The following is a 25,621-nucleotide window of genomic DNA, read 5'->3' as shown; positions in this document are numbered from 1 at the left end:
ATGGCCACGCCCCTGCGCATCAGGCGTCAACTCCCCGCCGGTCCCTGGCTGTTCGCCGCACCCGGGCTGCTCGTCACCGGCGCCTTCGTGCTCTACCCGTTCGTCTCGACCCTGGTGAACTCCTTCACCGACCGCCGCACCCTGCTCCCGGGCCACTTCGTGGGCCTCGCCAACTTCCGCGAGCTGCTCCACGACGACATGTTCTGGACCGGCCTGCGCAACAGCACGCTCTACGTCCTCGGGGTCGTACCCGCCCTCGTCGTCCTGCCGCTGCTGCTCGCACTGCTGGTGCAGAAGAACATCCCCGGCATCACCTTCTTCCGCTCCGCCTTCTACACCCCGGTCGTCGCCTCGATCGTGGTGGTCGGGCTGATCTGGGTGTGGCTGCTGGACGAACGCGGGCTGGTCAACTCGCTGCTGGAGACCGCCGGGATCGGCCGGGCCGGCTTCCTCAGCGACCAGTGGCTGCTCCTGCTGAGCGCGATGGCCGTCACGGTGTGGAAGGGCCTCGGCTACTACATGATCATCTATCTGGCCGCGCTGGCGAACGTGCCCCGCGAACTGCACGAGGCCGCCGCCGTGGACGGCGCCGGGCCGCTGCGCCGCTTCCTGTCGGTCACCGTGCCCGCCGTGCGGTCCACCATGGTCCTGGTCGCCGCGCTCTCCTCGGTCGCCGCCTTCAAGGTGTTCTCCGAGGTGTACCTGATGGCCGGCCCGAGCGGCGGCCCGGCCGGCGAGGACACCACGCTCGTCATGCTCGTCCAGCGCACCGGCACCGGCCTGACCGGCCGGGTCGGCTACGCCTCCGCGCTCTCGGTCGTCGTGTTCGCCGTCACCGTCGTGCTGATGCTGCTCGTGCTGCGCGCCGACCGCGGGGACGAGTCGTGAGCGTCCTGGAGAAGGTACGGCCCGAGCGGACCGTCACCCCGCAGCGGGAGCCTCGTGTCACCGACGAACACGGCCGCCGTGTCCGCGCCGGCGAGCTGGTCTGGCGCTACCTGCTCCTCCTCGCCGTCCTCGCGCTGACCGTCGGCCCGTTCCTCTGGCAGCTGTCCACCTCCCTCAAGGGCACCACCGAGGACATCTACAGCTCGCCGCCGTCGTTCCTGCCCGCCCACCCCACCCTGCACAACTACACGCGGGTCGCCGACACCATCCCCGTCTGGGACTACGCCCTGAACTCCCTCAAGGTCGCCACCGCCAACGTCGTCACCAACTGCGTCGGCTCGGCCCTCGCCGGGTACGCCCTGGCCCGGCTGCGCTTCCGCGGCCGGCGCGTGACCACCCTGGTGTTCGTGCTGGCGATGCTCGTGCCCGTCGAGGGGATCGTCATCGCCCAGTTCACCACCATGCGCGAACTCGGCCTGAACAACACCCTCATCGGTGTCGTGCTGCCGGGCGCGATCGGCGCGATGAACGTGCTGCTGATGCGGGGCGCCTTCCGCAACCTGCCGTACGAGATCGAGGAGGCGGCCTACGTCGACGGCGCCAACGTCTGGCAGCGGTTCCTGCGCGTCGCCCTGCCCTCGGTGAAGGGCACGGTGGCCGTCGTCGCGATCTTCGCGTTCATGGGCGCCTGGGACGACTTCCTGTGGCCGCTGATCGTGCTGAGCGACCCGTCCAAGTTCACCCTGACCATCGGCCTCAACTATCTGCACGGCACCTTCGCGAGTGACGAACGCCTCGTCGCCGCGGGCACCGTGATCGCCGTTGCCCCGCTCATCGCCCTGTTCGCGTGCCTCCAGCGGTACTTCTTCCGCGGGGTCGGCGAGGGCGCCGTCAAGGGGTGACCATGTGTACGCCCCAAGGACACTCCATGCCTCCTGCCGCGCGCTTCGGCGTCAACTACACCCCGAGCGAGGGGTGGTTCCACCACTGGCTCGACTTCGACCTCGACTCCGTGCGCGCCGACCTCGACGCGATCGCCGCGCTCGGCCTCGACCACATCCGTGTCTTCCCGCTGTGGCCCTACTTCCAGCCCAACCGGACCCTGATCCGCCCGCGTGCGGTCGAGCAGCTGGTGGCCCTCGCCGACGCGGCCGCCGAACGCGGCCTCGATGTCAGCGTGGACGGTCTGCAGGGCCACCTGAGCAGCTTCGACTTCCTGCCCGCGTGGACCCGCACCTGGCACCGGCGCAACCTCTTCACCGACCCGGACGTGGTGGACGGCCAGGCCGCCTGTCTGCGGACCCTCGCCGCCGCCCTCGCCGACCGGCCGAACTTCATCGGCATGACCGTCGGCAACGAGGTCAACCAGTTCGCCGCGGGCCCCCACCCCGACCCGGACCGCATCACCTCCGAGGAGGCCGGGCGGTGGCTCGTACGGATGCTGGCCGCCTGCGCCGAGGGCGCCCCGGGCCGGCTCCATCTGCACGCCTCCTACGACGCCGCCTGGTACCAGGACGACCAGCCCTTCACCCCCGAGCACTCCGCCCGCCTCGGCGACGTCACGGCCGTGCACTCCTGGGTGTTCAACGGCACCGCCCAGCGCCACGGCCGTGCCTCCGTACCGGCCGAGCACCACGCCGCCTACCTGGCCGAGCTGAGCAAGGCATGGGCGGACACACCCCACCGCCCGGTGTGGCTTCAGGAGGTCGGGGCGCCCGCACCGCTCGTGCCCGCCGAGCACGCCGCCGCCTTCGCCGAGGCGACCGTCGCCCACGCCCTCGACTGCCCCGACCTGTGGGGAGTCACCTGGTGGTGCTCCCACGACGTCTCGCGCGACCTCGCCGACTTCCCCGAACTCGAATACGGACTGGGGCTGTTCACCAACGACCGGACGGCCAAGGACCTCGCACGGGTGCTGGCCGACGCCGCACGCCGGCCGCACCCGGCCCCCGCCCCCCGCACGACGGCCCTCGTCGTCCCCGGTGATCCGGCCCGGCGCTCCCGCTGCGCCCCCGGCGGAGCCGTCTTCGACGCCTACTTCCGGCTCGTCGCCGACGGCGCCCGCCCCACCACCGTCCTCGACACCCGCGCGGACGACAAGGACCACCTCGCCGCGCGCGGCATCACCGAAGTCGTCACTCCCGGCCAGGTACTCCCCACCCCCCACGGAGGCACCCGCTCGTGAACCCCGCCAGACGCACGGTCCTGACCGCCGCCGCCGCGGCCGCCCTCACCCCCGCCCTGCCCGCCGTCGCCGCAGCCCGCCCCGGAGCCGCCGCGACCCCGCCGTACGCCTCCTACTGGTACCCGGACTCGCTCCCCTCCGGCAGTCCGGGCGCCGGCATCACCTGGCGCAGCCTGAAGAGCTGGCGCGCCGCCGACGACCCCGACCTCGCCTGCAACGCCGCCTCCGTGCCGCTCGCCGCCCGCATCACCCCGACGCCGGCGAACACCACCGCCCGCCCGGGCGGGGCCCGTGTCCAGGCCCTGGTCTCCTTCGGGCCGACGTCGAGCAACCCCTCCCAGGGCTCGGCCACCGCCGACTACTACGCCCTCACCCACTGGGCCTACCTGGACGAACTCGTCTTCTGGGGCGGCTCGGCCGGTGAGGGCCTGATCCTCGCGCCCAACGCGCCGATCGTGGACGCGGCCCACCGGCACGGTGTCCCGGTGCTCGGGAACATCTTCCTGCCGCCGGTGGCGTACGGCGGGCAGCTGCAGTGGACGCGGGACCTGGTGCAGAAGGACGCCGCCGGGCACTACCCGCTCGCCGCACAACTCGTCGCGGTCGCCGGGGCCCACGGCTTCGACGGCTGGTTCGTGAACGCCGAGACGGGCGGCGGGAACACCGCGCTCGGCCAGGCCATGCTCGGCTTCGTCAAGGAGCTGAGGACGCTCGCGGCGGCCGAGGGGCAGCGGGTGACCTGGTACGACGCGATGACCGTGAACGGGACGGTCAGCTGGCAGGGCGCCCTCGACAGCCAGAACCAGGCCTTCTTCCAGGGGGCCGACGACATGTTCGTGGACTTCCGGTGGAGCGCGGCCACGCTCGCGGCCTCGGGTACGAGGGCCGACCGACTGGGCCGCAGCCGCTACCAGTTGTGGGCGGGCGTCGACGTCGAGTCGGACGGGTCCGGCACGTCCGTGGACTGGGACGCGATCGTTCCGGCCGGCAAGGCGCACGTCACCTCGATCGGCTTCTACCGGCCGGAGTGGACCCGCAACCACCTCCCCGCCGAGCAGCGCGGCCCCGAGGACTTCCACGCCGCCGACGACCGCTTCTGGACCGGACGGTCCCTGGACCCGTCCCGGCCGGACCCGAGTGATCCATGGCGGGCACCGGCGGTGTCGGTCGCCGACCGCTCGACGGTGACCTCACTGCCGTTCGCGACCGTGTTCAACACCGGGCACGGGCTGCGCTGGTACGAGGACGGGGCCGTCACCTCGGACGCGGCCTGGAACCACCTCGGGCTCCAGGACCGGCTGCCGTCGCGGCGGTGGGTGGTGCGCACGGCGGGGGAGCGGCCGGCGGTCTCCTTCGACTTCGCCGATGCCTGGCGAGGCGGGAGCAGTGTGCTGGTGGACGGTGAACTGGATCAACCCGTGGTGGTGGACCTGTACGCGACCCGGCTGCCGATCGGTGTGAACTCGGTTGTCGAGCTGACGTTCCGGACCGAGGCCGGTGCCGTGAACGTCGAGTCGGCGGTGGCGACGGCGGAGCCGAGCGGGGCAGGGGGGACTCCGCCGTACACCTATCTGCCTGTGAACCCGATCAACAGCCGCATCCGGGTGAACGCGGTCAACGGCTGGCGGACCGTGACGCTTCCGCTCACCGGCCTGTCCGGCACCCTGCACGCCCTCGGCGTCCGGCTCACCGCCGTCGAGGGCCCGGTGCGCTGGCGCCTCGGCGGCCTCGCCGTCCACGACTCCGCCACCGCCCCGGCAGCGCCCTCCGGCGCCCGCGTGACCGCCGCGAGCGGCGGCGACCTCCGCCTGGCCTGGAACGCCGCCCCCGGCGCCGTGCGCCACTACGAGCTGCACCGCCTCCTGCCCGACGGCACCCGTCGCTTCCTCGGCGGCACCTGCCAGCAGGCCACCCACCTCTCCGGACAGGGACCCGAACAGGGAGAGACCACCGCACGGTTCGAACTGCGCGCCGTGGGGGAGCTCTACAACGCCTCGGCACCCGTCATCGTCACCCACCCCTGGTAAAGACCGCGATCACCCGGAACCCGCAGGGAGCACCCCGTATGCATGACGACCGCACTCTGGTGGAAGCCCGCCTCAGGCGGGTCCTCGACGAACGCATCCGCCCCGCCGTGTACCCCGAGTCCGTGCCGCTGCGGGTCGCGGTGTGGCACGCGCCCGGCGAGCCCGTTCCGGTCGAGGAGGGACTCATCGCCGAGCCGGAGCCCATCCAGATCGGCGCCCGGTGGGGTGCTCCCTGGGGCACCAGCTGGTTCCGGGTGACCGGGACCGTGCCCGAGGCGTGGGCCGGGCGGACCGTCGAGGCCCTGCTCGACCTGGGCTTCGACGAGAACATGCCCGGCTTCCAGTGCGAGGGCCTGGTCTACCGGCCCGACGGCACCCCGGTGAAGGGCCTGAACCCGCGCAACCAGTGGGTGCGCATCGGCGCGCCGGTCGAGGGCGGCGAGGAGGTGGTCCTGCACATCGAGGCCGCCTCCAACCCGGTCATCCTCGACTACCACCCCTTCGTGCCCACCCGGCTCGGCGACAGGGAGACGGCCGGAGACGCGCCCCAGTACACACTCACCCGCATGGACCTCGCCGTCTTCGACGAGTCGGTGTGGCAGCTGGTGCTTGACCTGGAGGTGCTCGGCGAGCTGATGACCGAGCTGCCCGTCGACTCCGCGCGCCGGCACGACATCCTGCGCGCCGTCGAGCGCGCCCTGGACGCCGTCGACCTGCAGGACGTGAACGGCACGGCGGACCGATCCAGGGACCGGCTCACCGGTGTGCTGTCCGCGCCCGCCGTGCCGTCCGCGCACCGGATCAGCGCCGTCGGGCACGCGCACATCGACTCGGCGTGGCTGTGGCCGCTGCGTGAGACGGTGCGCAAGGTGGCCCGCACGGCCTCCAACATGACCGCGCTGATCGAGGACGAGCCGGAGTTCGTGTTCGCCATGTCCCAGGCGCAGCAGTGGGCCTGGGTGAAGGAGCACCGGCCCGAGGTGTGGGCGCGCGTGAAGAAGGCCGTCGCCAAGGGCCGGTTCGTGCCGGCCGGCGGGATGTGGGTGGAGTCGGACACCAACATGCCCGGCTCGGAGGCGATGGCCCGGCAGTTCGTCCACGGCAAGCGATTCTTCCTGGACGAGTTCGGCATCGAGAACGAGGAGGCCTGGCTGCCCGACACCTTCGGCTTCGCCGCCGGGCTCCCGCAGATCATCAGGGCGGCCGGCTCCAGGTGGCTGCTGACGCAGAAGATCTCCTGGTCGCAGACGAACACGTTCCCCCACCACACCTTCCAGTGGGAGGGCATCGACGGCACCCGGATCTTCACCCACTTCCCGCCCGTCGACACCTACAACTGCTCCATGAAGGGCGGCGAGATCGCCCACGCCGCCCGCAACTTCAAGGACAAGGGCCGGGCCCGGCACTCCCTAGCGCCCACCGGGTGGGGCGACGGAGGCGGCGGCACCACCCGCGAGATGGTCGCCAAGGCGGCCCGGCTGCGCGACCTGGAGGGCTCGGCGGCCGTCGTCTGGGACACGCCCCGCACCTTCTTCGAGAAGGCCGAGGCCGAGTACCCCGAACCGCCCGTCTGGGTGGGCGAGCTGTACCTCGAACTGCACCGCGCCACCCTGACCAGCCAGGCGAAGACCAAGCAGGGCAACCGGCGCAGCGAACACCTGCTGCGGGAGGCGGAGCTGTGGGCGGCCACCGCCGCCGTACGCACCGGGTTCCCCTACCCCTACGAGGAGTTGGACCGGATCTGGAAGACGGTCCTGCTGCACCAGTTCCACGACATCCTGCCCGGCTCCTCCATCGCCTGGGTGCACGGGGAGGCGCGGGCGACGTACGCGCGGATCGCCGGGGAGCTGGAAGGGATCATCCAAGCGGCGCAGCGGGCCCTGGCCGGGGAGGGGGCCCGGCACCTGGTCTTCAACTCCGCGCCGCACAGCCGGCACGGTGCTCCCGCGGGAGGGGCCAGGACGCCGAGCCTGCCGCAGGGAACGCACGTGACCCCCCGCGCCGCGGGCGGTCACGTCCTGGACAACGGCCTGCTCCGCGTCGAGATCGACGCCCACGGCCTCGTCGTCTCCGCGTACGACCTCGACGCCGAGCGCGAGACCGTCGCCCCCGGCCGGGCCGCCAATCTGCTCCAGCTCCACCCGGACTTCCCGAACATGTGGGACGCCTGGGACGTCGACGCCTTCTACCGCAACACGGTCACCGACCTCACGGACGCCGAGTCGGTCGAGACCGGCGAGGACGGCGCGTCGGTGCGGATCGTACGGAGTTTCGGCGCCTCCCGGGTCACCCAGGTGCTGACCCTGCCGCCGGGCGAGCGGACGCTGGTCATCGACACCGAGGTCGACTGGCACGAGACGGAGAAGTTCCTGAAGCTTGCCTTCCCCCTCGACCTGCACGCCGAACGGTACGCGTCCGAGACCCAGTTCGGGCACGTCTTCCGCCCCACGCACACCAACACCTCCTGGGAGGCGGCCAGGTTCGAGGCGTGCAACCACCGCTTCGTCCACCTGGAGGAGCCCGGCTGGGGCGTGGCGGTCGTCAACGACGCGACGTACGGCCACGATGTGACCCGCTCGGTGTGCACCGAGGGCGCCCGCGGTTCGACGACCACGGTCACCACCGTTCGGGTGTCCCTCCTGCGCGCCCCGCGCTTCCCCGACCCCGAGACCGACCAGGGTGTCCACCGCTTCCGGCACGCCCTGGTCCCGGGCGCCTCGATCGCCGACGCGGTCCGTGAGGGCTGGCGGATCAATCTGCCGGAGCGGCACCTGACGGGCGCCCAGGAGGTCGCCCCGCTGGTCACCGTCGACAACGACGCCGTCGTGATCACGGCGGTGAAGCTCGCCGACGACGGCAGCGGAGACGTGGTGGTCCGCTTCCACGAGGCCCACGGCGGCCGGGCCCGGGCCACCCTCACGGCCGGTTTCGCGGTCGCGGACGTCATGGTGACGGACCTGCTGGAGCGGCCCGGCGGCGACATCGAGCCGCCCGCGCGCGACGGCGAGCGGATCACCGTACGACTGCGGCCGTTCGAGCTGGTGACGCTGCGACTGCGGAGGCGCTGACCAGCGGCGATTTCCCCTTGCCGTACAACTGTTCGCCCCCTTAGCCTCGGCACCGCCTGATCTTCACTTTGTCGTTGAAAAAAGGGACTATGCGAAGAATAACTCTGCTCCTGGCGGCGGTCCTGGCCGCGGTCGTGGGCCTGGTGGTCCTGCCCGCCACGCCCGCTCTGGCCGCCTCGGCCCCGCCGTCGTCCACCGGCCAGCGCTGGGCTCTCAAGGTCAACGGGCTGTACGTGGCCGCCGAGGTCAACGACTCGGGCGACCAGAACGGCAAACTCCGGGCCCGCTCGACGTCCGTGGGCAGCTGGGAGACGTTCTCGCTGCACACCGATCACATCGACGGCGCCGGCTACGGCACGACGATCACGCTGCGCAACGAGGAGAACGGCCTCTACGTCACCTCCGAGTTCGGCACCAGCGGCGCTCAGGCGGGCATGCTGCGCGCCCGGGGGACCAACACCGGTTCCTGGGAGCGCTTTTACGTCGTGCCGCAGAGTGGCGGGCAGTACGCCCTGAAGTCCGCCGCGAACGGCCTCTACGTGACAGCGGAATTCAATTACACCGGCGGTGACGCCGGGCTGCTGCGCGCCAGGTCGAGCTCGGTCGGCAGCTGGGAGCGGTTCACCTTCGAGAAGGTCGGTGGCACGGGTGACACGGCCGCCCCGCCGGCCTCGCCGGTGACGGCCTCCGGCCGGCACGACATCGCCTCGTGGAACCTGTGCGCGAACAACAACCCCAGTGCGGAGTGCAAGCTCCAGTACGCCGACGCCGACACCGTCGCCTCCAGTGTCGCCGGCGACCTGAGCACCACCCCCGCCGGCTACCTCAGCCACCGCCCAGAAGCCGTCTTCTTCCAGGAGATCTGCGAGAAGGCGGTGAAGCCGCTCGAACTTCAGCTCGAAAGCCACCTGGGCGGCGGCTGGGACGTGCGGTTCGCCCCCACCTACTACAAGGTCATCGACGAGAACGGGTCGACGGACTCGGTCCTCATGGCCCAGAAGAGCTGCATGGACAGCAAGACCGGCGCGGACCGGGGTGCGTTCGGCATCGCTCTCGCGGTCAAGGACACCAACACCTGGTACCGGGGCTACACGCTCCCCTCGCCCGACCTGAAGGAGCAGCGGCCCGCGCTGTGCGCGACCGTTCCCGACGACGGCACGGTCTACTGCAACGCCCACTTCAGCAGCGGCTCCTACTTCGTCAACGGCAAGCAGGAGGGTGACGACCCGGACAACAAGTTCCGCCCCCAGCAGGCCGACAAGCTCCGTTCCATCGTCGACGGCCTGAAGACCTCCGGGTACACGCCTTTCTACGGCGGTGACCTGAACACGACCACGGCCGACGTCTCCGTGCTGTCGAGCCTCTACACCTCCCGCCAGGAGTGCGGCCAGGCCACCCCGGACGCGCCGCACACCGGTGCGCCGACCGACGGCAACAACAAGATCGACTACATCTTCGGTCCGGCCGGCCCGAGCTACGGCTGCGAGGTCGTGGACCCCGCGCTCTCGGACCACCGCCTCCTCCACGCGACCGTCACGTTCTGACCGTCACGTTCTGACCGGCACGTCCCGTTGTGGACGGCGCTCGCCGAGCCGTCGTCCACAACGGGACGTACCCCGCCCTCACCCCCCGAGCTGCGTCCGCAGCCACTCCTCCACCTCGCCCACATGGGCCGCTGCCGCCGCGCGCGCCGCCTCCGGGTCGCGGGCGGCCAGGGCGCGGTGGATGGCGGCGTGTTCGCGCCGGGTGCGGGTGAAGGCGCCCTCTTCCTGGTAGCCGCGCCAGACGCGCGCCCGGAAGGTGCGCGAGGACAGGCCCTCCAGGATGGCGGCCATGGTCTCGTTGCCCGCGGCGGCGGCGATCTCGCGGTGGAAGGCGAGGTCGTGCGCGAGGATCTCCTCGGGGTCGTCGGTGGCGTTCATCGCGGCCAAGTGCTCCCCGACGGCGGCGAGTTGGTCCTCGGTGATGCGCGCGGCGGCCAGTGCGGTCGCGGTCGACTCCAGGATCCGGCGCACCTCGAGCAGCTCCACCAGGCGCGGTCCCCGGGACAGGTCCGCGACCACGCCGAAGGTCTCCAGCAGGTCGCCGGCCTCCAGCGCGGTGACGTAGATCCCGGAGCCGTGCCGCGCCTCCAGCACCCCCATCACGGTCAGCGCGCGGATCGCCTCCCGCATCGAGCTGCGGGAGATGCCCAGCCGGGCCGCGAGATCCCGCTCGGTGGGCAGCCGTTGGCCCGGCTCCAGCCGGCCCTCGGCGATCAGCGCCTTGATCTCCTCGACGGCGCGCTGGGTCACCGTGCCCTTCTGTGGGGCTGCCTCGTCCACGCCGCTCCTCCAGTCGCCGGGTGCGTCGCAGTGTATCCACGGGAGTGGTCCGACCACTAAGCGCAATCTGGGGGACTTTCTCCTGCACGAGGGTGTTGTCACGCTCAAGTGGTCTGATAAGTATGCGGCGTCTGCTCGAACACCCTCGACGAGGAGCCGCGAAATGGCCGCCAGCACTGTCAGGAAGCGCAGCAGGTCCCGGATCATCGGCGCGGCGGCCCTCGCCGCCGGCGCCTCGCTCATGCTCGCCGCCTGCGGCAGCACCAAGGACACCGCGGGCGCGGGCAGCGGCGGCACCGGCAAGGTCGGTGTGATCCTGCCGCTGCTCACCTCGCCGTTCTGGCAGTCGTACAACGACTACGTGCCCAAGATGGCCACGTCCGAGGGCGTCGAGGTGCTGAAGACGGTCAACTCCAACAGCGACCCCTCGCAGCAGATCACCGACATCGACAACGAACTCACCCAGGGCGTCAAGGGGCTGGTCGTCGCCCCGCTGGACAGCGCCGCCATCGAGGCCGGACTCGACCAGGCCGAACGCAAGGGCGTCCCGGTGGTCGCCGTGGACGTCGCGCCCGACAAGGGGAAGGTCGCCATGGTGGTGCGGGCCGACAACGTGGCCTACGGCGAGAAGGCCTGCGACTACCTCGGACAGCACGTCGGCAGCGGCAAGGTCGTGCAGATCATGGGCGACCTCGCCTCGGTCAACGGCCGTGACCGCTCCGAGGCCTTCCGGTCCTGCGTGAAGAAGAAGTACCCGAAGCTCAAGGTGCTGGAGATCCCCGCCAAGTGGGAGTCCGACACCGCCGCCGCCAGACTCGACACGCTCCTCAACGCCAACCCCGACATCAAGGGCATCTACCTGCAGGCCGGCGGCGTCTATCTCGCACCGACCCTGCAGACGCTCAAGTCCAAGAACATGCTGAAACCGGCCGGGCAGAAGGGCCACATCGCGATCGTCTCCAACGACGGCATCCCGCAGGAGTTCGACGCGATCCGCAAGGGCGAGATCGACGCCACGGTCTCCCAGCCCGCCGACGCCTACGCCAAGTACGGCCTCTCCTACATCAAGGCGGCGATGGCGGGGAAGACGTTCGAGCCCGGCCCGACGGACCACGGCTCCACGATCGTGAAGCTGCCCGGCGGCATCCTGGAGGACCAGCTGCCCGCGCCGTTGGTCACCAAGGACAACGTCGACGACCCCAAGCTGTGGGGCAACACGGTCAAATGAGTACACCGCTCGTGCAAGCCGAAGGCGTCGTCAAACGGTACGGCCCCACCCTCGCCCTCGCCGACGGCCGGCTCACCGTCCGGCCCGGTGAGTCGCACGCCCTGGTCGGCCGCAACGGCGCCGGCAAGTCCACGCTGGTGAACGTCCTCACCGGCCTCCAGGCCCCGGACGCGGGCACCGTCCGCTTCGACGGCGAGCCCGCGCCACCGCTCGCCGACCGGGACGCCTGGCGCCGCAAGGTCGCCTGCGTCTACCAGAAACCCACGGTCGTCCCCGAGCTGACGGTCGCCGAGAACCTGTTCCTCAACCGGCAGCCGACCGGCCGCGGCGTCATCAGCTGGCGCCGGCTGCGCCGCGAGGCCGCCGGACTCCTCGCCACCTGGGACGTGCGCGTCGACCCTGAGGCACGCACCGCCGACCTGAGGGTCGAGGACCGTCACATGGTCGAGATCGCACGGGCGCTGAGCTTCGGCGCCCGGTTCATCGTGCTGGACGAACCCACCGCCCAGCTCGACAACCGCGAGATCGAGCGGCTCTTCACCCGTATGCGCTCCCTGCAGGACTCCGGTGTCACCTTCCTGTTCATCTCCCACCACCTCCAGGAGGTGTACGAGGTCTGCCAGGCGGTCACCGTGCTCCGCGACGCCCGCTGGATCACCACCGCCCCCGTCGCCGAACTGCCGAAGGCGGCGCTGGTGGAGGCCATGGCAGGGGAGTCCGTCGCCGAGCAGGCCGTGCGGCGAGGGGCAGCCGACGCCCGTGCCCCCGTCCTGCTGGAGGCCCGCGGGCTCACCTCACCGGCGTACCAGGACGTCGATCTCACCGTCCGTCGCGGCGAGGTGGTCGGGCTCGCCGGCTCCAGCGGCAGCGGCAAGACCGAGCTGGCCGAGTCCTTCGCCGGACTGCACGTTCCGGCCGGAGGCACCGCCCGGCTCGACGGCGAGGAACTGCCGTTCGGTGACGTACGGGCCGCACTGCGGGCCGGGGTCGGCTGTGTGCCGCGCGACCGGCACGAGCAGGGGCTGGTGTCCGGCATGAGCATCGGCGACAACGTCACGCTGAGCGTGCTGGACCGGCTCGGCCGGGCCGGTTTCGTCGCCACCGACGCACGGCGTCGCTTCGCCGCCGGCCTGATCGATCGCCTCGACATCCACGCAGAGGGCCCCGACCAGCCCGTCTCCGACCTGTCCGGCGGCAACGCCCAGAAGGTGGTGATGGCGCGCGCCCTCGCTTCCGACCCCCGCCTGCTGGTGCTGATCAACCCCACCGCCGGTGTCGACGTGAAGTCCAAGGAGTCGCTGCTCGCCCGCATGGACAGCGCCCGCGACGACGGCACCGCCGTCCTCGTCGTCTCCGACGAACTCGACGACCTGCGCCGCTGCGACCGCGTCCTCGTCCTCTTCCACGGCCGTGTCGTCGCCGAGCACCCGGCGGGCTGGCGTGACCACGAGCTGATCGCCTCCATCGAAGGAGTTGACCATGGCTGACACCCGGGCCGCCCCGCCGCTCGCGCCCCCGAAGACCCCCGACGCCCGCTCGGCCCGGGCCGTCCTGCTCCGCCGGGCCCGCGAACTCGCCCTGGTACCGGCCCTGTTGCTGCTCATGGTGCTCGGCACGGCGGTCAACGACTCCTTCCTGACCGAGCGGAACCTGATCTCGATCCTCGGCGCCTCCGCCGCGCTCGCGATGGTCGTCCTCGCCGAGTCCCTCGTGCTGATCACCGGCAGGTTCGACCTGTCCCTGGAGTCGGTGGTCGGCATCGCACCGGCCGTCGGCGCCCTGCTGGTGCTGCCCGCGAGCCAGTCCGGCTGGGGCACCGGCTTCCCGGCCGGACTCGCCCTGCTCGCCGTTCCCGTGGTCGGCGCGGCCATCGGCGCCTTCAACGGCGTCCTCGTCGTGAAGTTCCGGCTCAACGCGTTCATCGTCACCCTCGCGATGCTCATCGTGCTGCGCGGCCTGCTGGTCGGCGCCACCAAGGGCAAGACCCTGTTCGGCATGCCCGACAGCTTCTCCTCGCTGGCCACCACCACCTTCGTCAACGTCCCCCTGTCCGTGTGGCTCGCCGCCCTCGCCTTCGCGGCCGCCGGGTTCGTGCTGAAGTACCACCGCACCGGCCGCGCCCTGTACGCGATCGGCGGCAACGCGGACGCCGCCCGCGCGGCCGGGGTCCGGGTGGACCGGGTCATGCTCGGCGTGTACGTCGTCGCGGGCGTGCTCGCCTCGGTCGGCGGCCTGCTGCAGACCGGGTACGTCGGCGCGATCAGTGCCAACCAGGGCCAGAACATGATCTTCACGGTGTTCGCGGCCGCGGTGATCGGCGGCATCGGTCTCGACGGCGGCAAGGGCACCATGTTCGGCGCCCTGACCGGCGTCCTGCTCCTGGGCGTCGTACAGAACCTGCTCACCCTCGCCCAGGTGCCCTCGTTCTGGATCCAGGCCATCTACGGCGGGATCATCCTCGTCGCCCTCATGATCGCCCGTGTGACGACGGGCCGAGCCCAGGACTGACGGACAGTCAACCACCGCTGACCGAAAGGACTTCAGTGTCCCAGGCCCCCGCCCGCGTCACCGCGGTCGACACCCACGACATCCGTTTCCCCACCTCGCGCGAGCTGGACGGCTCCGACGCGATGAACCCGGACCCCGACTACTCGGCGGCCTACGCCGTGCTGCGCACCGACGCCACCGACGGGCACGAGGGACACGGGTTCGTCTTCACCATCGGGCGGGGCAACGACGTCCAGGTCGCCGCGATCGACGCCCTGCGGGACCATGTGCTCGGCCGCGACGTGGCCGAGCTGTGCGCCGACCCCGGCTCGCTCCTGCGGGACCTGATCGGCGACAGCCAGCTGCGCTGGCTCGGCCCCGAGAAGGGCGTGATGCACATGGCGATCGGGGCCGTCGTCAACGCCGTCTGGGACCTCGCCGCCCGGCGGGCCGGCAAGCCGCTGTGGCAGCTGCTCGCCGACGCCGAGCCCGAGTGGCTGGTCCGGCAGATCGACTTCCGGTACATCGCGGACGCGCTCACCCCCGCCGAGGCACTCGGCCTGCTGAGGCGGGGCAGGGAAGGCGCCGCGGAGCGCCGGGCCCGGCTGCTGGAGCGCGGCTACCCCGCCTACACCACCTCCCCGGGCTGGCTCGGCTACGACGACGACAAGCTGAGCCGGCTCGCCGCGCAGGCCGTCGCCGACGGCTTCACGCAGATCAAGCTCAAGGTCGGCGCCGACCTCGACGACGACATCAGACGCTGCCGGGTCGCCCGAGCCGTCGTCGGACCGGGCATCCGGCTCGCCGTCGACGCCAACCAGCGCTGGGACGTGGACGAGGCGATCCGCTGGACCAAGGCCCTCGCCGAGTTCGGCCCGTACTGGATCGAGGAGCCCACCAGCCCCGACGACGTCCTCGGCCACGCCGCGATCCGCCGCGCCGTGGCCCCGGTGAAGGTCGCCACCGGCGAACACGTGCACAACCGGATCGTCTTCAAGCAGCTCCTGCAGGCGGGCGCCCTCGACATCGTCCAGATCGACGCCGCCCGCGTCGCCGGCGTCAACGAGAACCTCGCGATCCTGCTGCTCGCCGCCAAGTTCGGCGTGCCCGTCTGCCCGCACGCGGGCGGCGTCGGCCTGTGCGAACTCGTCCAGCACCTTTCGATGTTCGACTACCTGGCGGTCTCGGGCACCACCGAGGACCGGGTCATCGAGTACGTCGACCACCTCCACGAGCACTTCGTCACCCCGGTCGTCATCCGCGACGGCCACTACACGGCACCCACCGCGCCCGGTTACTCCGCCGCCCTGCGCCCGGAGTCCCTCGCCCGGTACACGTTCCCCGGCGGCGGCTACTGGGCCGCCGACCCCGACACCCAGAAGGGACAGGCCGCATGAGCGACTTCGAGGGTCTCAGGGCCCTGGTCACCGGCGGCGCGTCCGGCATCGGCCGGGCCACCGCCGACCTCCTCGCCGCCCGCGGCGCCCGGGTCGCCGTCCTCGACCGGAACACCACGGGCGTCGACAAGCCGCTCCTGGCGTACCGCGCCGACGTCAGCGACGACGCCTCGGTGCGCACGGCCGTCGAGCGGGCCGCCGAGGACCTCGGCGGTCTGGACGTCCTGGTCAACAACGCGGGGATCGGCGCCCAGGGCACCGTCGAGGACAACGACGACTCCGAGTGGCGGCACGTCTTCGACGTCAACGTCCTCGGCATGGTCCGCGCCGCCCGCGCCGCCCTCCCGCACCTGCGCCGCTCGGACCGTGCGGCGATCGTCAACACCTGCTCCATCGCCGCCACCGCCGGACTGCCCCGGCGCGCCCTGTACAGCGCCACCAAGGGCGCCGTGTACTCCCTCACCCTCGCGATGGCCGCCGACCACGTCCGCGAGGGCATCCGCGTCAACTGCGTCAACCCCGGTACGGCGGACACCCCGTGGATCGGCCGGCTGCTGGACGCGGCGCCCGACCCGGCCGCTGAACGCGCCGCCCTCGAAGCCCGCCAGCCCACCGGCCGACTGGTCTCGGCCGCCGAAGTGGCGGGCGCCATCGCCTATCTGGCGAGCCCCCTGTCCGGCGCCACCACCGGGACGGCCCTCGCTGTCGACGGCGGCATGCAGGGCCTCAGGCTCCGCCCGGCGGGCGGCCGGTGACCGCCCTCGGGCGCAGCGGCGTCGAGGTCACCCCGCTGGGCTTCGGCGCGGCGGCGCTCGGCAACCTCTACGCCCCGCTGGACGACGAGCAGGCGGGGGAGACGGTACGGGCCGCCTGGCAGCGCGGCATCCGCTACTTCGACACCGCCCCGCACTACGGCCTCGGCCTGTCCGAACGCCGGCGCGGCGCGGCCCTGCGGCACTACGACCGCGCCCACTACAGCCTCTCCACCAAGGTCGGCCGCCGCCTCGACCCCGCCGACGGCACCGGCGACGACCTGGCCCACGGCTTCTGCGTACCCGCCACGTACCGCCGCGTGTGGGACTTCAGCGCCGACGGCATCCGCCACACCCTGGAGGCGAGCCTGACCCGCCTCGGCCTGGACCGGGTCGACATCGTCTACCTGCACGACCCCGACGACCACGCCGAGCAGGCGTTCCGCGAGGGCTACCCGGCCCTGGAGAAGCTGCGCGCCGAAGGCGTCGTCGGCGCGATCGGCGCGGGCATGAACCAGGCCGGGATGCTCACCCGGTTCGTCCACGACACCGACGTGGACGTGGTCCTGTGCGCGGGCCGCTACACCCTGCTCGACCAGAGCGCCGCCACCGGGCTGCTGCCGGCGGCCGCCGAGCGCGGGGTGCCGGTGGTCCTCGGCGGTGTCTTCAACTCGGGTCTGCTGGCGGAGCCGACGCCCGCGTCGACGTACGACTACACCCGCGCACCGGGCGAGTTGCTGGACCGCGCCCTGCGCATGAAGGCGGTCGCCGAGCGGCACGGCACCACCCTGCGGGCCGCCGCGCTGGCCTTCGCGTCCGCCCACCCGGCCGTCGCCTGCGTCCTGCCCGGACCTCGCTCGGCGTCCGAAGTCCACGACTGCGCCGACCAGTTCGCGGCCGGCGTCCCCGCGCCGTTCTGGCAGGAGCTGCGGGAGTGCGGCCTGATGCCCCGAGAGGAGGGCCCCTCATGAGGATCGCCCTGCACACCAAGGTCCGCGCCGACCGGATCGCGGAGTACGAGGCCGCGCACCGCGAGGTGCCGGAGGAACTCACCGAGGCCATCCGCGCCGCCGGTGCCACCTCCTGGACCATCTGGCGCAGCCGGACCGACCTGTTCCACGTCCTGGACTGCGAGGACTACGCCCGTCTGCTCGCCGAGCTGGAGAAGCTGCCGGTCAACATCGCCTGGCAGGCCCGCATGGCCGAGCTGCTCGACGTGGTGCACGACTACTCCGCCGGCGGCGCGGACGCCGGACTGCCCGTCGTCTGGGAGCTGCCGTGACCGTCGACGCCCACCACCACGTCTGGGACCTCTCGGCACGGGACCAGGACTGGATCCCCCCGCACAGCCCACTCAGGCGCGACTTCACGCTCGCGGACCTGCAACCGGAGGCCCGCGCGGCCGGAGTGGACCGTACCGTCCTCGTCCAGACGGTCACCGTGGCCGAGGAGACCCCGGAGTTCCTCGCCCTGGCGGCCCGGCACGAGCTGATCGCCGGAGTCGTGGGCTGGACCGACCTCACCCGACCCGGCATCGCCGAGGAACTGGCCCGCCTGCGCGAACTGCCCGGCGGAGCGTTCCTGAAGGGCATCCGGCACCAGGTCCAGGACGAGCCGGACCCGGAGTGGCTGCTGCGGCCCGAGGTCCGCCGCGGGCTCGCGGCCGTGGCCGACGCGGGCCTCGTCTACGACCTCGTCGTGCTGCCCCACCAGCTCCCGGCCTGCACCGAGGCCGCCGCGTCCCTGCCCCAGCTGACCTTCGTGCTGGACCACCTGGGAAAACCGCCGATCGCGGCGGGGGAACACGCACCCTGGGCCTCCGCCCTGCGCGCACTGGCCGCCCTGCCCAACACCGTCGCCAAACTCTCCGGCCTGGTCACCGAGGCCGGCCCCGCCACCTGGTCCATCGCCGGCCTGCGGCCCTACGCGGACACGGCCCTGGAGGTGTTCGGCCCCGGCCGCCTGATGTACGGCTCCGACTGGCCGGTGTGCACCCTGGCCGCCAGTTACGGCCAAGTCTGCGACATCGCACGGGAGTTGACGGCAGACCTCGACGCGGCGGAGCGGACGGCCGTGTTCGAGGGCACCGCCACCCGCGCCTACGACCTCTGAGCCACCCCCGCCAGCCGGGTGGGCGGCATGTACTCACGCACATACGTGCGCTCCCAGCACGCGCCCGACTCCCGCAGCTCGCGCCAGGTGGTGTAGCGGTAGCGGAAGAGGCGGGCCCGGACATAGCGGGGCGGGGTGTCCGGCGGGAAGGGGGAGCGGCGCAGCAGGCGCAGCGTGTCGCGGTCGTTCTCCAGCAGCCGCTCCACCAGACCGCCGAACCAGTCGCCGGCGTAGCCCGGGGACAGCGCCGCGAACCACATCAGCCAGTCCAGGCGCAGATGGTACGGGGCGAACTGGCGCGGCCAGTGCCGGGTGTCACCGGGCTTGCCCCGGAAGGCGTACTCCCGCCAGTCCGAGTCCTCACGCGGTACGTCGTCCAGCGTGCCCTCGACCACCACCTCGTAGCGGACCCGGCTGACGCTGCCGAACGCGCCGTAGGTGTTCACGAGGTGCAGCGGATCGAAGGAGCGGTTCATGATCTGGCGGCGGGAGATCATGTTCACCACCGGGCGGTGGCTCAGGAAGAGCAGGAACGCGCCGACCGCCAGCACCAGGACCTCGTACCACAGCGGCGCCGACGGCACGGACGGCGCGGAGGCGGGGATGCGCAGCGCGGACAGCGCCAGCACGATGGTGATCCAGTTCAGCCAGGAGAAGTTGCCCGACAGCACCAGCCACAGCTGGGTGACGATCATCAGGGCGGCGGCGGCCGACGCGATCGGCTGCGGCGTGAACAGCAGCACCGGCACCACCAGTTGCGTGACGTGGTTGGCGGCCACCTCCACCCGGTGCAGCGGTTTCGGCAGATGGTGGAAGAACCAGCTCAGCGGGCCCGGCATGGGCTGGGTCTCGTGGTGGTAGTCCAGGCAGGTCAGCTTCCGCCAGCACGCGTCGCCCCGCATCTTGATCAGCCCGGCGCCGAACTCCACCCGGAACAGGATCCACCGCAGCAGGAACAGCACCACGACCGGCGGCGCCACCTCGCCGTTGCCGAGGAACGCGGCCAGGAAGCCCGTCTCCAGCAGCAGTGACTCCCAGCCGAACGCGTACCAGGTCTGGCCCACGTTGACGATCGACAGATACAGCGCCCACGGCACCAGCCACAGCAGGATCCCGGCCCAGAGCGGCAGCAGCGAGTCCGCGCCGGCGAGCAGGGCCGCCGACACCGTGCAGCCGGCCCACGCGCAGCCCGCGAAGAAGCGGTCGGAGTAGTGCAGATGGAACAGGCTCGGGGCCCGCTTGAAGGGGACCCGCGCCACGAACCGGGGGATCGGCAGCATGCCGCGTTCGCCCAGCAGGGCACGGAACTGCAGGGCCGCCGTCAGGAACGCGACCACGTACAGGGCGGCCAGAGCCCGCTGGAAGACCAGCCGGCTCAGCCAGTAGTCGGGAGCGGTGAACCAGTTCACGGCTGTGCGCGCCCTTCGTCGCGGCTGAACGCCGGTGTCGTCCTCTCATGACCTTCCCCGAGTTGCCAGCCCCACGGGAGCGATGCACACAATGGGGAGAAGTCACCCACAGTGATGGGGAGTGTACGGTGCGGATACCCACCGGATCCATCGTCATGGTCTGCGCCCTCTCGGTGGCGCTCCTCGTCGCCGGCTGCTTCCGCCCCGGCGTCAGGGCGGTCCGGTTGGGTGAGGAGGTCTACCTCCTGCCCGCGGCGGCCAGGGGCCCCGATCCCTTCACCGGCTCCACGGTCACCGGGGCCACCGCGCCGGGCCCACCCGACGCGGGCAGCGCCACCGCCCCCGCCACACGGGGGGCCGGTGCCACCGGGCCACCCCTCGCCTCCTCCTCCGGGCCGGCGCTGCGCGCCGCGCTGGTCGCCGCACCCGGGGACGCGGTGCGCGTCCTGTCCGGCGCCACCCCCGGCCTGTACGGCGGTACGGCGGGCGTCGCCGGCTGTGACGTCGAGCGGCAGATCGGGTACCTGACGACGGACCGGGCCCGGGGTGACGCCTTCGCCCGCGCGGCCGGTGTCCCCGCGAGCGGCCTGCCCGGCTATCTGCGCGGCCTGACCCCGGTGGTGCTGCGCGCCGACACCCGGGTCACCAGCCACGGCTACCGCGCAGGGCAGGCGGTCGTCCACCAGGCGGTGCTCCAGGCCGGCACCGCGGTCCTCGTCGACGACCGGGGCGTGCCCCGCGTGCGCTGCGCCTGCGGCAACCCGCTGGGGCGGCCCGCGCCGGCCCGCGGCGGCCTGGGCGCCCGCGGCAGCGCGTGGAACGGCTACCGGCCCGGCCAGGTCATCGCGGTGACGCCGGCGCCCCGGGCCGTCACCACCCTCACGATCGTCAACGCCGAGACCCGCACCTGGATCCAGCGCCGGATCGGCCACGACGTGCGTAACGACCGGGTCGTACCGGCGCCTGCCGGCGCCACCGCGGCCCCGCCCCCTCCCCGGCGGAGCGGGCCGGTGTCCCCGCCGGGTACGACCGGCAGGCCGCCGGCGGCCCTCGTCTCCACGGCACCGGACCCGCTCGCCGCGCGGACCACCGCGCCCCGGCCCCTCCATGCCGGCCCCCTCGACGGCCCGGGCCCGCGCGCCGGCTTGAGCCCACCCGCCCCCTCCGACCGGGCCGCCGCCCCCACGGATCTCCCCGACGGCTGAGCCGGCCGCGTACGGCCTGGAGTCGATCGGACGATCAGGTCGAAGAATCGCACGAATCCTGGCAAGGTGGGCCCATGGCAGAGCGGGGAGCGAGTGCCGTGTCACTGCCGGCGGACTGGCCCGCCCACCCGGATCCGATCCTGGCGCTCAACCGCATGGGCACCTTCGACTGGGACCTGGACACGGGTCTGTTCCACATGGACACCCAGGCGTACGAGGTGTTCGACCTGCTGCCCGAGGAATTCGACGGTCGCCCCGAGTCGCTGGCCGTCCGGGTGCCGCCGCCCGAGGCGGCCCGGCTGGACGCGGCGGTGGCGCGAGCCATCAAGGACGGCAGCGAGAACTACGGCACCTACTTCCGCATCCGCTGCCGCGACGGCACCCCGCGCTGGACCCACACCCAGGGCTACATCCGCCGCGACGCCACCGGCCGCCCGCGCAGGGTCGTGGGCATCGTCCGCGACGCCACCGAGGAACTCGCCGACAGCGCGGAACGCAGCCTGCGGGCCGTCCAGAACGAGGCCTTCCGCCAGCAGACGAACGTCGTCCAGGCCGTCTCCGCCGCCCTCGCCCACGCCCGCAGCGTCCAGGACGTCATCGACGCCCTCAAGGACACCCACGGCATCCGTCACCTCGGCGCGGCCAGCCTGGTGATGGGACTGGTGGAGGCCGGCCGGATCCGGCTCGTCGCCGAGGGGCCCGCCGGTGCCTCCGTCCCCGGCACCCAGGTCACCCGGATCGACGAGCCGTACCCGATGAGCGAGGTCGTCCGCACGCTCGTCCCGCGCTTCATCGAGTCCCCGGAGGAGTTCGCGGAGGGCTACCCGATCCTCTGGCCGTACATCACCGACCTGCACATCACCTCGGCCGCCTATCTGCCGCTGATCGCCCAGGCCCGCCCGATCGGCGGGATGGGCCTGCTGTACAGCGATCGCCGCGGCTTCTCCAGCGAGGAGCGCGCGGTCCTGGTCGCGCTCGGCTCCAGCATCGCGCAGAGCCTGCAGCGCGCCATGCTCTACGAGCAGGAGAAGGACGTCGCCCAGAGCCTCCAGCAGGCCATGCTGCCCCGCACCATCCCCAGCGTCCGCGGCGCCGACACGGCAGTCCGCTACCGCGCCGGCACCGCCGGGGGCACCCTCGGCCGGGACATCGGCGGCGACTGGTACGACCTGATACCGCTGCCCGGCGGCCGGGTCGGCGCGGTCATCGGCGACGTCCAGGGCCACGACACGCACGCGGCGGCGGTCATGGGCCAGCTGCGGATCGTGCTGCGCGCCTACGCCGCCGAGGGGCACCCGCCGGCCACCGTGATGGCCCGCGCCTCGGTCTTCCTGCACGAGCTCGACACCGACCGCTTCGCCACCTGCCTGTACGCCGAGGCCGACCTGTCCACCGGCGTGGTGCAGGCGGTCCGCGCCGGGCACATCGACCCGCTGATCCGGCAGGGCGACGGCACCTGCCACCGGGTCCTGGTCGAGGGCGGGCTGCCGCTCGGCCTGTCCGCCGAGTTCGGCCGCCTCGAGTACCCCGTCTCCACCCTCGAACTCGATCCCGGCAACACCCTGCTGCTGTGCACCGACGGGCTCGTCGAGAAGCCCGGCGCCGACCTCGACGACGGCATGCGCCGCCTGACGGCGCTCGTCACGGACGGTCCCGAGGACGTGGGGGCGCTGGCCGACCGGCTGATCCAGCTGGCCGAGGAGCGGGGCGGTGACGACGACGTGGCGCTGCTCCTGCTGCGCCGGCGCGTCCCGCAGGCCCCGCGGGCCGGCGGACGGCTCCAGCAGCACGTGGGCTCGGGCGACCCCGAGGCCCTCACCCAGGCCCGGCACCTGATCCGGGCCGCGGTGCGCTCCTGGGGCTACCGGGACCGCGCCGACGAGATCGAGCTGGTCGCCGACGAGCTGATCACCAACGCGCTGATGCACACCGAGGGCTCCGCGATCGTCACCCTGCGGGCCCTCGGCGACGGCGACCGGCGGCTGCGGATCGAGGTCGAGGACTCCTCCAGCGCCCTGCCGCGCCGCCGCGAGGCGGGGGAGGAGGGCGTCTCGGGCCGGGGCCTGCTCCTCGTGGAACGCCTCGCCGACGCCTGGGGCGTGGAGGCGCGCGGCGGCGGCAAGGCCGTGTGGTGCGAGTTCCGCCGCGATGACTGACGCGGTTCACCACGGGGAGTTGTCAGTACCGGATGGCACTCTGGACGTATGCCGGAACTGCCCGAGGTAGAAGCGCTCAAGGACTTCCTCACCGAGCACCTGGCCGGCCGCCGGGTGGCGCGGGTGCTGCCGGTCGCCGTCAGCGTCCTGAAGACGTACGACCCTCCGGTCACCGCCCTCGAGGGCGGTGCGGTGACGGCCGTGCGCCGGCACGGCAAGTTCCTGGACCTGGCGGCGGACAGCGGGCTGCACCTGGTGACCCACCTGGCCCGGGCCGGCTGGCTGCAGTGGAAGGACCGGCTGCCCGACGGCCCGCCCAAGCCGGGCAAGGGCCCGCTCGCCCTGCGCCTGGCCCTCGACAACGGCGCGGGTTTCGACCTCACCGAGGCCGGCACCCAAAAGCGCCTCGCGGTGTACGTGGTGCGTGACCCTCGGCAGGTCGAGGGCATCGCCCGGCTCGGCCCTGACCCGCTCGCGGCCGACTTCGCCGAGGAGCGGTTCGCCGCCCTGCTCACGGACGAGAGACGGCAGCTGAAGGGCGCCCTGCGCGACCAGTCCCTGATCGCCGGCGTCGGCAACGCCTACAGTGACGAGATCCTGCACGCCGCGAAGATGTCCCCGTTCAAGCTCGCCGCCTCCCTGACCCCCGAGGAGACCCGCCGGCTCTACGAGGCACTGCGCGGCACGCTCACCGAGGCGGTCGAGCGTTCCCGGGGCGTGGCCGCCGGACGGCTGAAGTCCGAGAAGAAGAGCGGACTGCGGGTCCACGGCCGCACCGGCGAACCGTGCCCGGTGTGCGGCGACACCATCCGCGAGGTCTCCTTCAGTGACTCCTCGCTGCAGTACTGCCCCACCTGCCAGACGGGCGGCAAGCCCCTGGCGGACCGCAGACTGTCGCGGCTGCTGAAATGAGCCCCGGTGTCACCGCGGCGCCTCGACGGAGACCAGGCGCTGTCCGTCCTCGGTGCGCACGTCGTAGCGGGCGATCTCCTCGGGATGCATCGTGGACGCGCCGAGCGTGGTGAAGGTGCCGGTGCCGTGGCCGGGCTCCATCCAGTTGCCGGCGACCTGCTCGGTGCCGTCCTGACCCACGACGACGAGCCGGCAGGCATGGGGGCCGGTGCCGTCCTTCACCCGTAGCAGCAGCCGGCTGCCCGTGTCCCCGTCGTCCGCCGTGACCTCGGCCCACACGCCGGTCCTCGGATCGGTCGCGGCGGTGACGTGCTCGGCCGGCTCCTGATGGGCGGTGAAGGCCACGATCCCCGGGCCGGCGACCGCCAGCACCACGGAGGCGGCCAGACCGTACAGAAAGCGCCGGCGGCGCGCCCGCTGCCGGTGCGCGACCTCGCCGAGCAGCCGGTCCAGCAGCCGGGGGCCGGGCTGTGCCATGGGGTGCACAAAGCGCGGCGTGGCCCGGCGGTACAGCATCAACTGCCGGGTGGCCGGCCCGAATTCGGTCACCCGTGCCGCGCACTGGGGGCACTCCATGAGGTGGTCCTCGAAGCGGAAGGCCTCCGCCTCGTCCAGCACGCCGAGCGCGTACGCGCCGACGTCGCGATGCCTTTCCAGGGACCTCATGCCGAATCCTCGTGCCGATGGGTGCGGGTGGGGTTACTCCGTGCACCCATCCGTACGCAGCCGACAGCCGAATCACTCAAGCCACCGCAGAATCCCGGACAGGAGATTCGGAGCCGCGCGGCCCGCGGATTGGTCCGATCGCGGAAAACTTCGGAAAGGACCTGGGCGGAGGGTCAGAACAGGTGGATCGCGAGGTGCCCCAGGGGCAGCCCGAGCCGCCACGCCGGGGTCCACACCTTCGGCCCGTCGTCCTCGCCGGTCACCGCACCGCCGCCCGGGACCGCGTCCAGGTCCGGCGCGAGCAGCTCCGTCTCCTCCAGCCAGCGCCAGGCGTCCGCCGCGAGAGCCAGGTCGGGCGACCGGGTGCCGGACCGCCCGGCCAGGTCGGCGAGCTCGGCCATGCGCTCGCGCACCCAGTCCCGCCACGGCTGGTCGTAGGCGGTCAGCGACAGCCAGTGCTCCAGCTGGGAGATCACCCGGATGCCGGACAGCTCCCCGTCGGTGTCGGACAGGAAGACGGTGAGCGCCAGCGCGTCCCGGCCGGCCCGGAACTCGAAGGACGTAGGCGGCATCAGATCGCCCGTGCGCAGCAGCTCGTCGGCGATGTACTCGGCGTACATCCAGGCCATGGGGACGGCCAGTTCACCGCCGTCGGTGCCGTCCGTGCTCTCGTGCCCTCTGTGCAGCATCCCTTCCTGCCCTTCCTCCGGTGCGTGCGCGTCGCCCGGGCTCCGTCGGGGTCATGGCCCCGGCCCGCCCGGAACGCGGATGAGGACAGCCCATTGCCCGAACGGGGGCCACAGCA

General features: G+C 72.4%; 21 protein-coding genes. 17 read left to right on the top strand and 4 right to left on the bottom strand.

Annotated features, from left to right (window positions below; translation table 11 throughout):
- From ACZ7HQ_RS14545 to ACZ7HQ_RS14520, 6 genes are all read left to right on the top strand, one after another.
- Positions 1-888: a carbohydrate ABC transporter permease gene (locus ACZ7HQ_RS14545; RefSeq protein ID WP_470988735.1), complete on the top strand. Its 888-nt coding sequence runs from the start codon at positions 1-3 to the stop codon at positions 886-888.
- Positions 885-1,790: a carbohydrate ABC transporter permease gene (locus ACZ7HQ_RS14540; RefSeq protein ID WP_470988732.1), complete on the top strand. Its 906-nt coding sequence runs from the start codon at positions 885-887 to the stop codon at positions 1,788-1,790. The genes ACZ7HQ_RS14545 and ACZ7HQ_RS14540 overlap by 4 nt, the downstream gene beginning before the upstream one ends.
- A gap of 26 nt (positions 1,791-1,816) precedes the next feature.
- Entirely contained in the window at positions 1,817-3,073 is a 1,257-nt protein-coding gene (locus ACZ7HQ_RS14535; protein ID WP_470988730.1) for a glycoside hydrolase 5 family protein, read from the top strand.
- Positions 3,070-5,100 (top strand): endo-beta-N-acetylglucosaminidase, encoded by a 2,031-nt coding sequence (locus ACZ7HQ_RS14530; protein WP_470988727.1) that lies wholly within the window; start codon positions 3,070-3,072, stop codon positions 5,098-5,100. The genes ACZ7HQ_RS14535 and ACZ7HQ_RS14530 overlap by 4 nt, the downstream gene beginning before the upstream one ends.
- 38 nt (positions 5,101-5,138) lie before the next feature.
- Positions 5,139-8,168, top strand: a complete 3,030-nt coding sequence (locus ACZ7HQ_RS14525; protein WP_470988725.1) for an alpha-mannosidase — start codon at positions 5,139-5,141, stop codon at positions 8,166-8,168.
- Between the two features lie 89 nt (positions 8,169-8,257).
- Positions 8,258-9,712 (top strand): fascin domain-containing protein, encoded by a 1,455-nt coding sequence (locus ACZ7HQ_RS14520; protein ID WP_470988722.1) that lies wholly within the window; start codon positions 8,258-8,260, stop codon positions 9,710-9,712.
- 78 nt (positions 9,713-9,790) lie between these two features.
- On the opposite strand, the gene ACZ7HQ_RS14515 is transcribed toward ACZ7HQ_RS14520, so the two are convergent.
- Positions 9,791-10,492, bottom strand: coding sequence for a FadR/GntR family transcriptional regulator (locus tag ACZ7HQ_RS14515; protein ID WP_470988719.1), 702 nt, complete (start codon positions 10,490-10,492; stop codon positions 9,791-9,793).
- A gap of 163 nt (positions 10,493-10,655) precedes the next feature.
- On the opposite strand from ACZ7HQ_RS14515, the gene ACZ7HQ_RS14510 reads away from it, so the two are divergent.
- The 8 genes from ACZ7HQ_RS14510 to ACZ7HQ_RS14475 are packed head-to-tail and all read left to right on the top strand — an operon-like array spanning position 10,656 to position 18,468.
- Positions 10,656-11,720, top strand: coding sequence for a sugar ABC transporter substrate-binding protein (locus ACZ7HQ_RS14510; protein WP_470988716.1), 1,065 nt, complete (start codon positions 10,656-10,658; stop codon positions 11,718-11,720).
- Positions 11,717-13,207: a sugar ABC transporter ATP-binding protein gene (locus tag ACZ7HQ_RS14505; RefSeq protein ID WP_470988713.1), complete on the top strand. Its 1,491-nt coding sequence runs from the start codon at positions 11,717-11,719 to the stop codon at positions 13,205-13,207. Before ACZ7HQ_RS14510 ends, ACZ7HQ_RS14505 begins: the two co-directional genes overlap by 4 nt.
- A complete protein-coding gene (locus tag ACZ7HQ_RS14500; RefSeq protein ID WP_470988710.1) occupies positions 13,200-14,228 on the top strand; it encodes an ABC transporter permease in 1,029 nt (342 codons plus the stop codon). The genes ACZ7HQ_RS14505 and ACZ7HQ_RS14500 overlap by 8 nt, the downstream gene beginning before the upstream one ends.
- 35 nt (positions 14,229-14,263) lie before the next feature.
- Positions 14,264-15,604, top strand: a complete 1,341-nt coding sequence (locus ACZ7HQ_RS14495) for an L-fuconate dehydratase (protein WP_470988707.1) — start codon at positions 14,264-14,266, stop codon at positions 15,602-15,604.
- Positions 15,601-16,359 (top strand): SDR family NAD(P)-dependent oxidoreductase, encoded by a 759-nt coding sequence (locus ACZ7HQ_RS14490; RefSeq protein ID WP_470988705.1) that lies wholly within the window; start codon positions 15,601-15,603, stop codon positions 16,357-16,359. Before ACZ7HQ_RS14495 ends, ACZ7HQ_RS14490 begins: the two co-directional genes overlap by 4 nt.
- The gene (locus ACZ7HQ_RS14485; RefSeq protein WP_470988703.1) at positions 16,356-17,327 is read left to right on the top strand and encodes an aldo/keto reductase; all 972 of its coding nucleotides are present in this window, start codon (positions 16,356-16,358) and stop codon (positions 17,325-17,327) included. Before ACZ7HQ_RS14490 ends, ACZ7HQ_RS14485 begins: the two co-directional genes overlap by 4 nt.
- Entirely contained in the window at positions 17,324-17,638 is a 315-nt protein-coding gene (locus ACZ7HQ_RS14480) for an L-rhamnose mutarotase (RefSeq protein WP_470988699.1), read from the top strand. The genes ACZ7HQ_RS14485 and ACZ7HQ_RS14480 overlap by 4 nt, the downstream gene beginning before the upstream one ends.
- Positions 17,635-18,468, top strand: coding sequence for an amidohydrolase family protein (locus ACZ7HQ_RS14475; protein ID WP_470988696.1), 834 nt, complete (start codon positions 17,635-17,637; stop codon positions 18,466-18,468). Before ACZ7HQ_RS14480 ends, ACZ7HQ_RS14475 begins: the two co-directional genes overlap by 4 nt.
- On the opposite strand, the gene ACZ7HQ_RS14470 is transcribed toward ACZ7HQ_RS14475, so the two are convergent.
- A complete protein-coding gene (locus ACZ7HQ_RS14470; protein ID WP_470988693.1) occupies positions 18,456-19,877 on the bottom strand; it encodes a lipase maturation factor family protein in 1,422 nt (473 codons plus the stop codon). The two genes, ACZ7HQ_RS14475 and ACZ7HQ_RS14470, sit on opposite strands and share 13 nt — an antisense overlap.
- Before the next feature lie 128 nt (positions 19,878-20,005).
- Between ACZ7HQ_RS14470 and ACZ7HQ_RS14465 the strand changes: the two genes are divergently transcribed.
- The 3 genes from ACZ7HQ_RS14465 to ACZ7HQ_RS14455 all read left to right on the top strand — a co-directional run bounded on the left by ACZ7HQ_RS14465 (position 20,006) and on the right by ACZ7HQ_RS14455 (position 24,150).
- Positions 20,006-21,082 (top strand): DUF6777 domain-containing protein, encoded by a 1,077-nt coding sequence (locus tag ACZ7HQ_RS14465; protein WP_470988691.1) that lies wholly within the window; start codon positions 20,006-20,008, stop codon positions 21,080-21,082.
- 74 nt (positions 21,083-21,156) lie between these two features.
- Positions 21,157-23,238, top strand: a complete 2,082-nt coding sequence (locus ACZ7HQ_RS14460) for a SpoIIE family protein phosphatase (RefSeq protein ID WP_470988689.1) — start codon at positions 21,157-21,159, stop codon at positions 23,236-23,238.
- A 48-nt stretch (positions 23,239-23,286) separates the two neighbouring features.
- Complete coding sequence (locus ACZ7HQ_RS14455) at positions 23,287-24,150, top strand: Fpg/Nei family DNA glycosylase (RefSeq protein WP_470988685.1); 864 nt, start codon at positions 23,287-23,289, stop codon at positions 24,148-24,150.
- A 9-nt stretch (positions 24,151-24,159) separates the two neighbouring features.
- Here ACZ7HQ_RS14455 and ACZ7HQ_RS14450 read toward each other — a convergent pair whose 3' ends face one another.
- Together ACZ7HQ_RS14450 and ACZ7HQ_RS14445 are read right to left on the bottom strand one after the other, a co-directional pair.
- Positions 24,160-24,816 (bottom strand): zf-HC2 domain-containing protein, encoded by a 657-nt coding sequence (locus ACZ7HQ_RS14450; protein ID WP_470988683.1) that lies wholly within the window; start codon positions 24,814-24,816, stop codon positions 24,160-24,162.
- A 173-nt stretch (positions 24,817-24,989) separates the two neighbouring features.
- A complete protein-coding gene (locus tag ACZ7HQ_RS14445; protein ID WP_470988680.1) occupies positions 24,990-25,505 on the bottom strand; it encodes a hypothetical protein in 516 nt (171 codons plus the stop codon).
- Positions 25,506-25,621: the final 116 nt, after the last annotated feature.

It is taken from the genome of Streptomyces sp. NPDC037290, from assembly GCF_055603245.1.
The sequence above is the reverse complement of the archived record's forward strand: the minus strand, read 5'-3'. Positions and strand labels throughout refer to the sequence as shown.

Bases quoted from the DNA above. Each gene is read 5' to 3' on its own strand.
- ACZ7HQ_RS14500 (WP_470988710.1), top strand. From the start codon at position 13,200: ATGGCTGACACCCGGGCCGCCCCGCCGCTCGCGCCCCCGAAGACCCCC.
- ACZ7HQ_RS14450 (WP_470988683.1), bottom strand. From the start codon at position 24,816: ATGAGGTCCCTGGAAAGGCATCGCGACGTCGGCGCGTACGCGCTCGGC.
- ACZ7HQ_RS14535 (WP_470988730.1), top strand. From the start codon at position 1,817: ATGCCTCCTGCCGCGCGCTTCGGCGTCAACTACACCCCGAGCGAGGGG.
- ACZ7HQ_RS14520 (WP_470988722.1), top strand. From the start codon at position 8,258: ATGCGAAGAATAACTCTGCTCCTGGCGGCGGTCCTGGCCGCGGTCGTG.
- ACZ7HQ_RS14480 (WP_470988699.1), top strand. From the start codon at position 17,324: ATGAGGATCGCCCTGCACACCAAGGTCCGCGCCGACCGGATCGCGGAG.
- ACZ7HQ_RS14545 (WP_470988735.1), top strand. From the start codon at position 1: ATGGCCACGCCCCTGCGCATCAGGCGTCAACTCCCCGCCGGTCCCTGG.
- ACZ7HQ_RS14445 (WP_470988680.1), bottom strand. From the start codon at position 25,505: ATGCTGCACAGAGGGCACGAGAGCACGGACGGCACCGACGGCGGTGAA.
- ACZ7HQ_RS14510 (WP_470988716.1), top strand. From the start codon at position 10,656: ATGGCCGCCAGCACTGTCAGGAAGCGCAGCAGGTCCCGGATCATCGGC.
- ACZ7HQ_RS14460 (WP_470988689.1), top strand. From the start codon at position 21,157: ATGGCAGAGCGGGGAGCGAGTGCCGTGTCACTGCCGGCGGACTGGCCC.
- ACZ7HQ_RS14455 (WP_470988685.1), top strand. From the start codon at position 23,287: ATGCCGGAACTGCCCGAGGTAGAAGCGCTCAAGGACTTCCTCACCGAG.
- ACZ7HQ_RS14525 (WP_470988725.1), top strand. From the start codon at position 5,139: ATGCATGACGACCGCACTCTGGTGGAAGCCCGCCTCAGGCGGGTCCTC.
- ACZ7HQ_RS14505 (WP_470988713.1), top strand. From the start codon at position 11,717: ATGAGTACACCGCTCGTGCAAGCCGAAGGCGTCGTCAAACGGTACGGC.
- ACZ7HQ_RS14490 (WP_470988705.1), top strand. From the start codon at position 15,601: ATGAGCGACTTCGAGGGTCTCAGGGCCCTGGTCACCGGCGGCGCGTCC.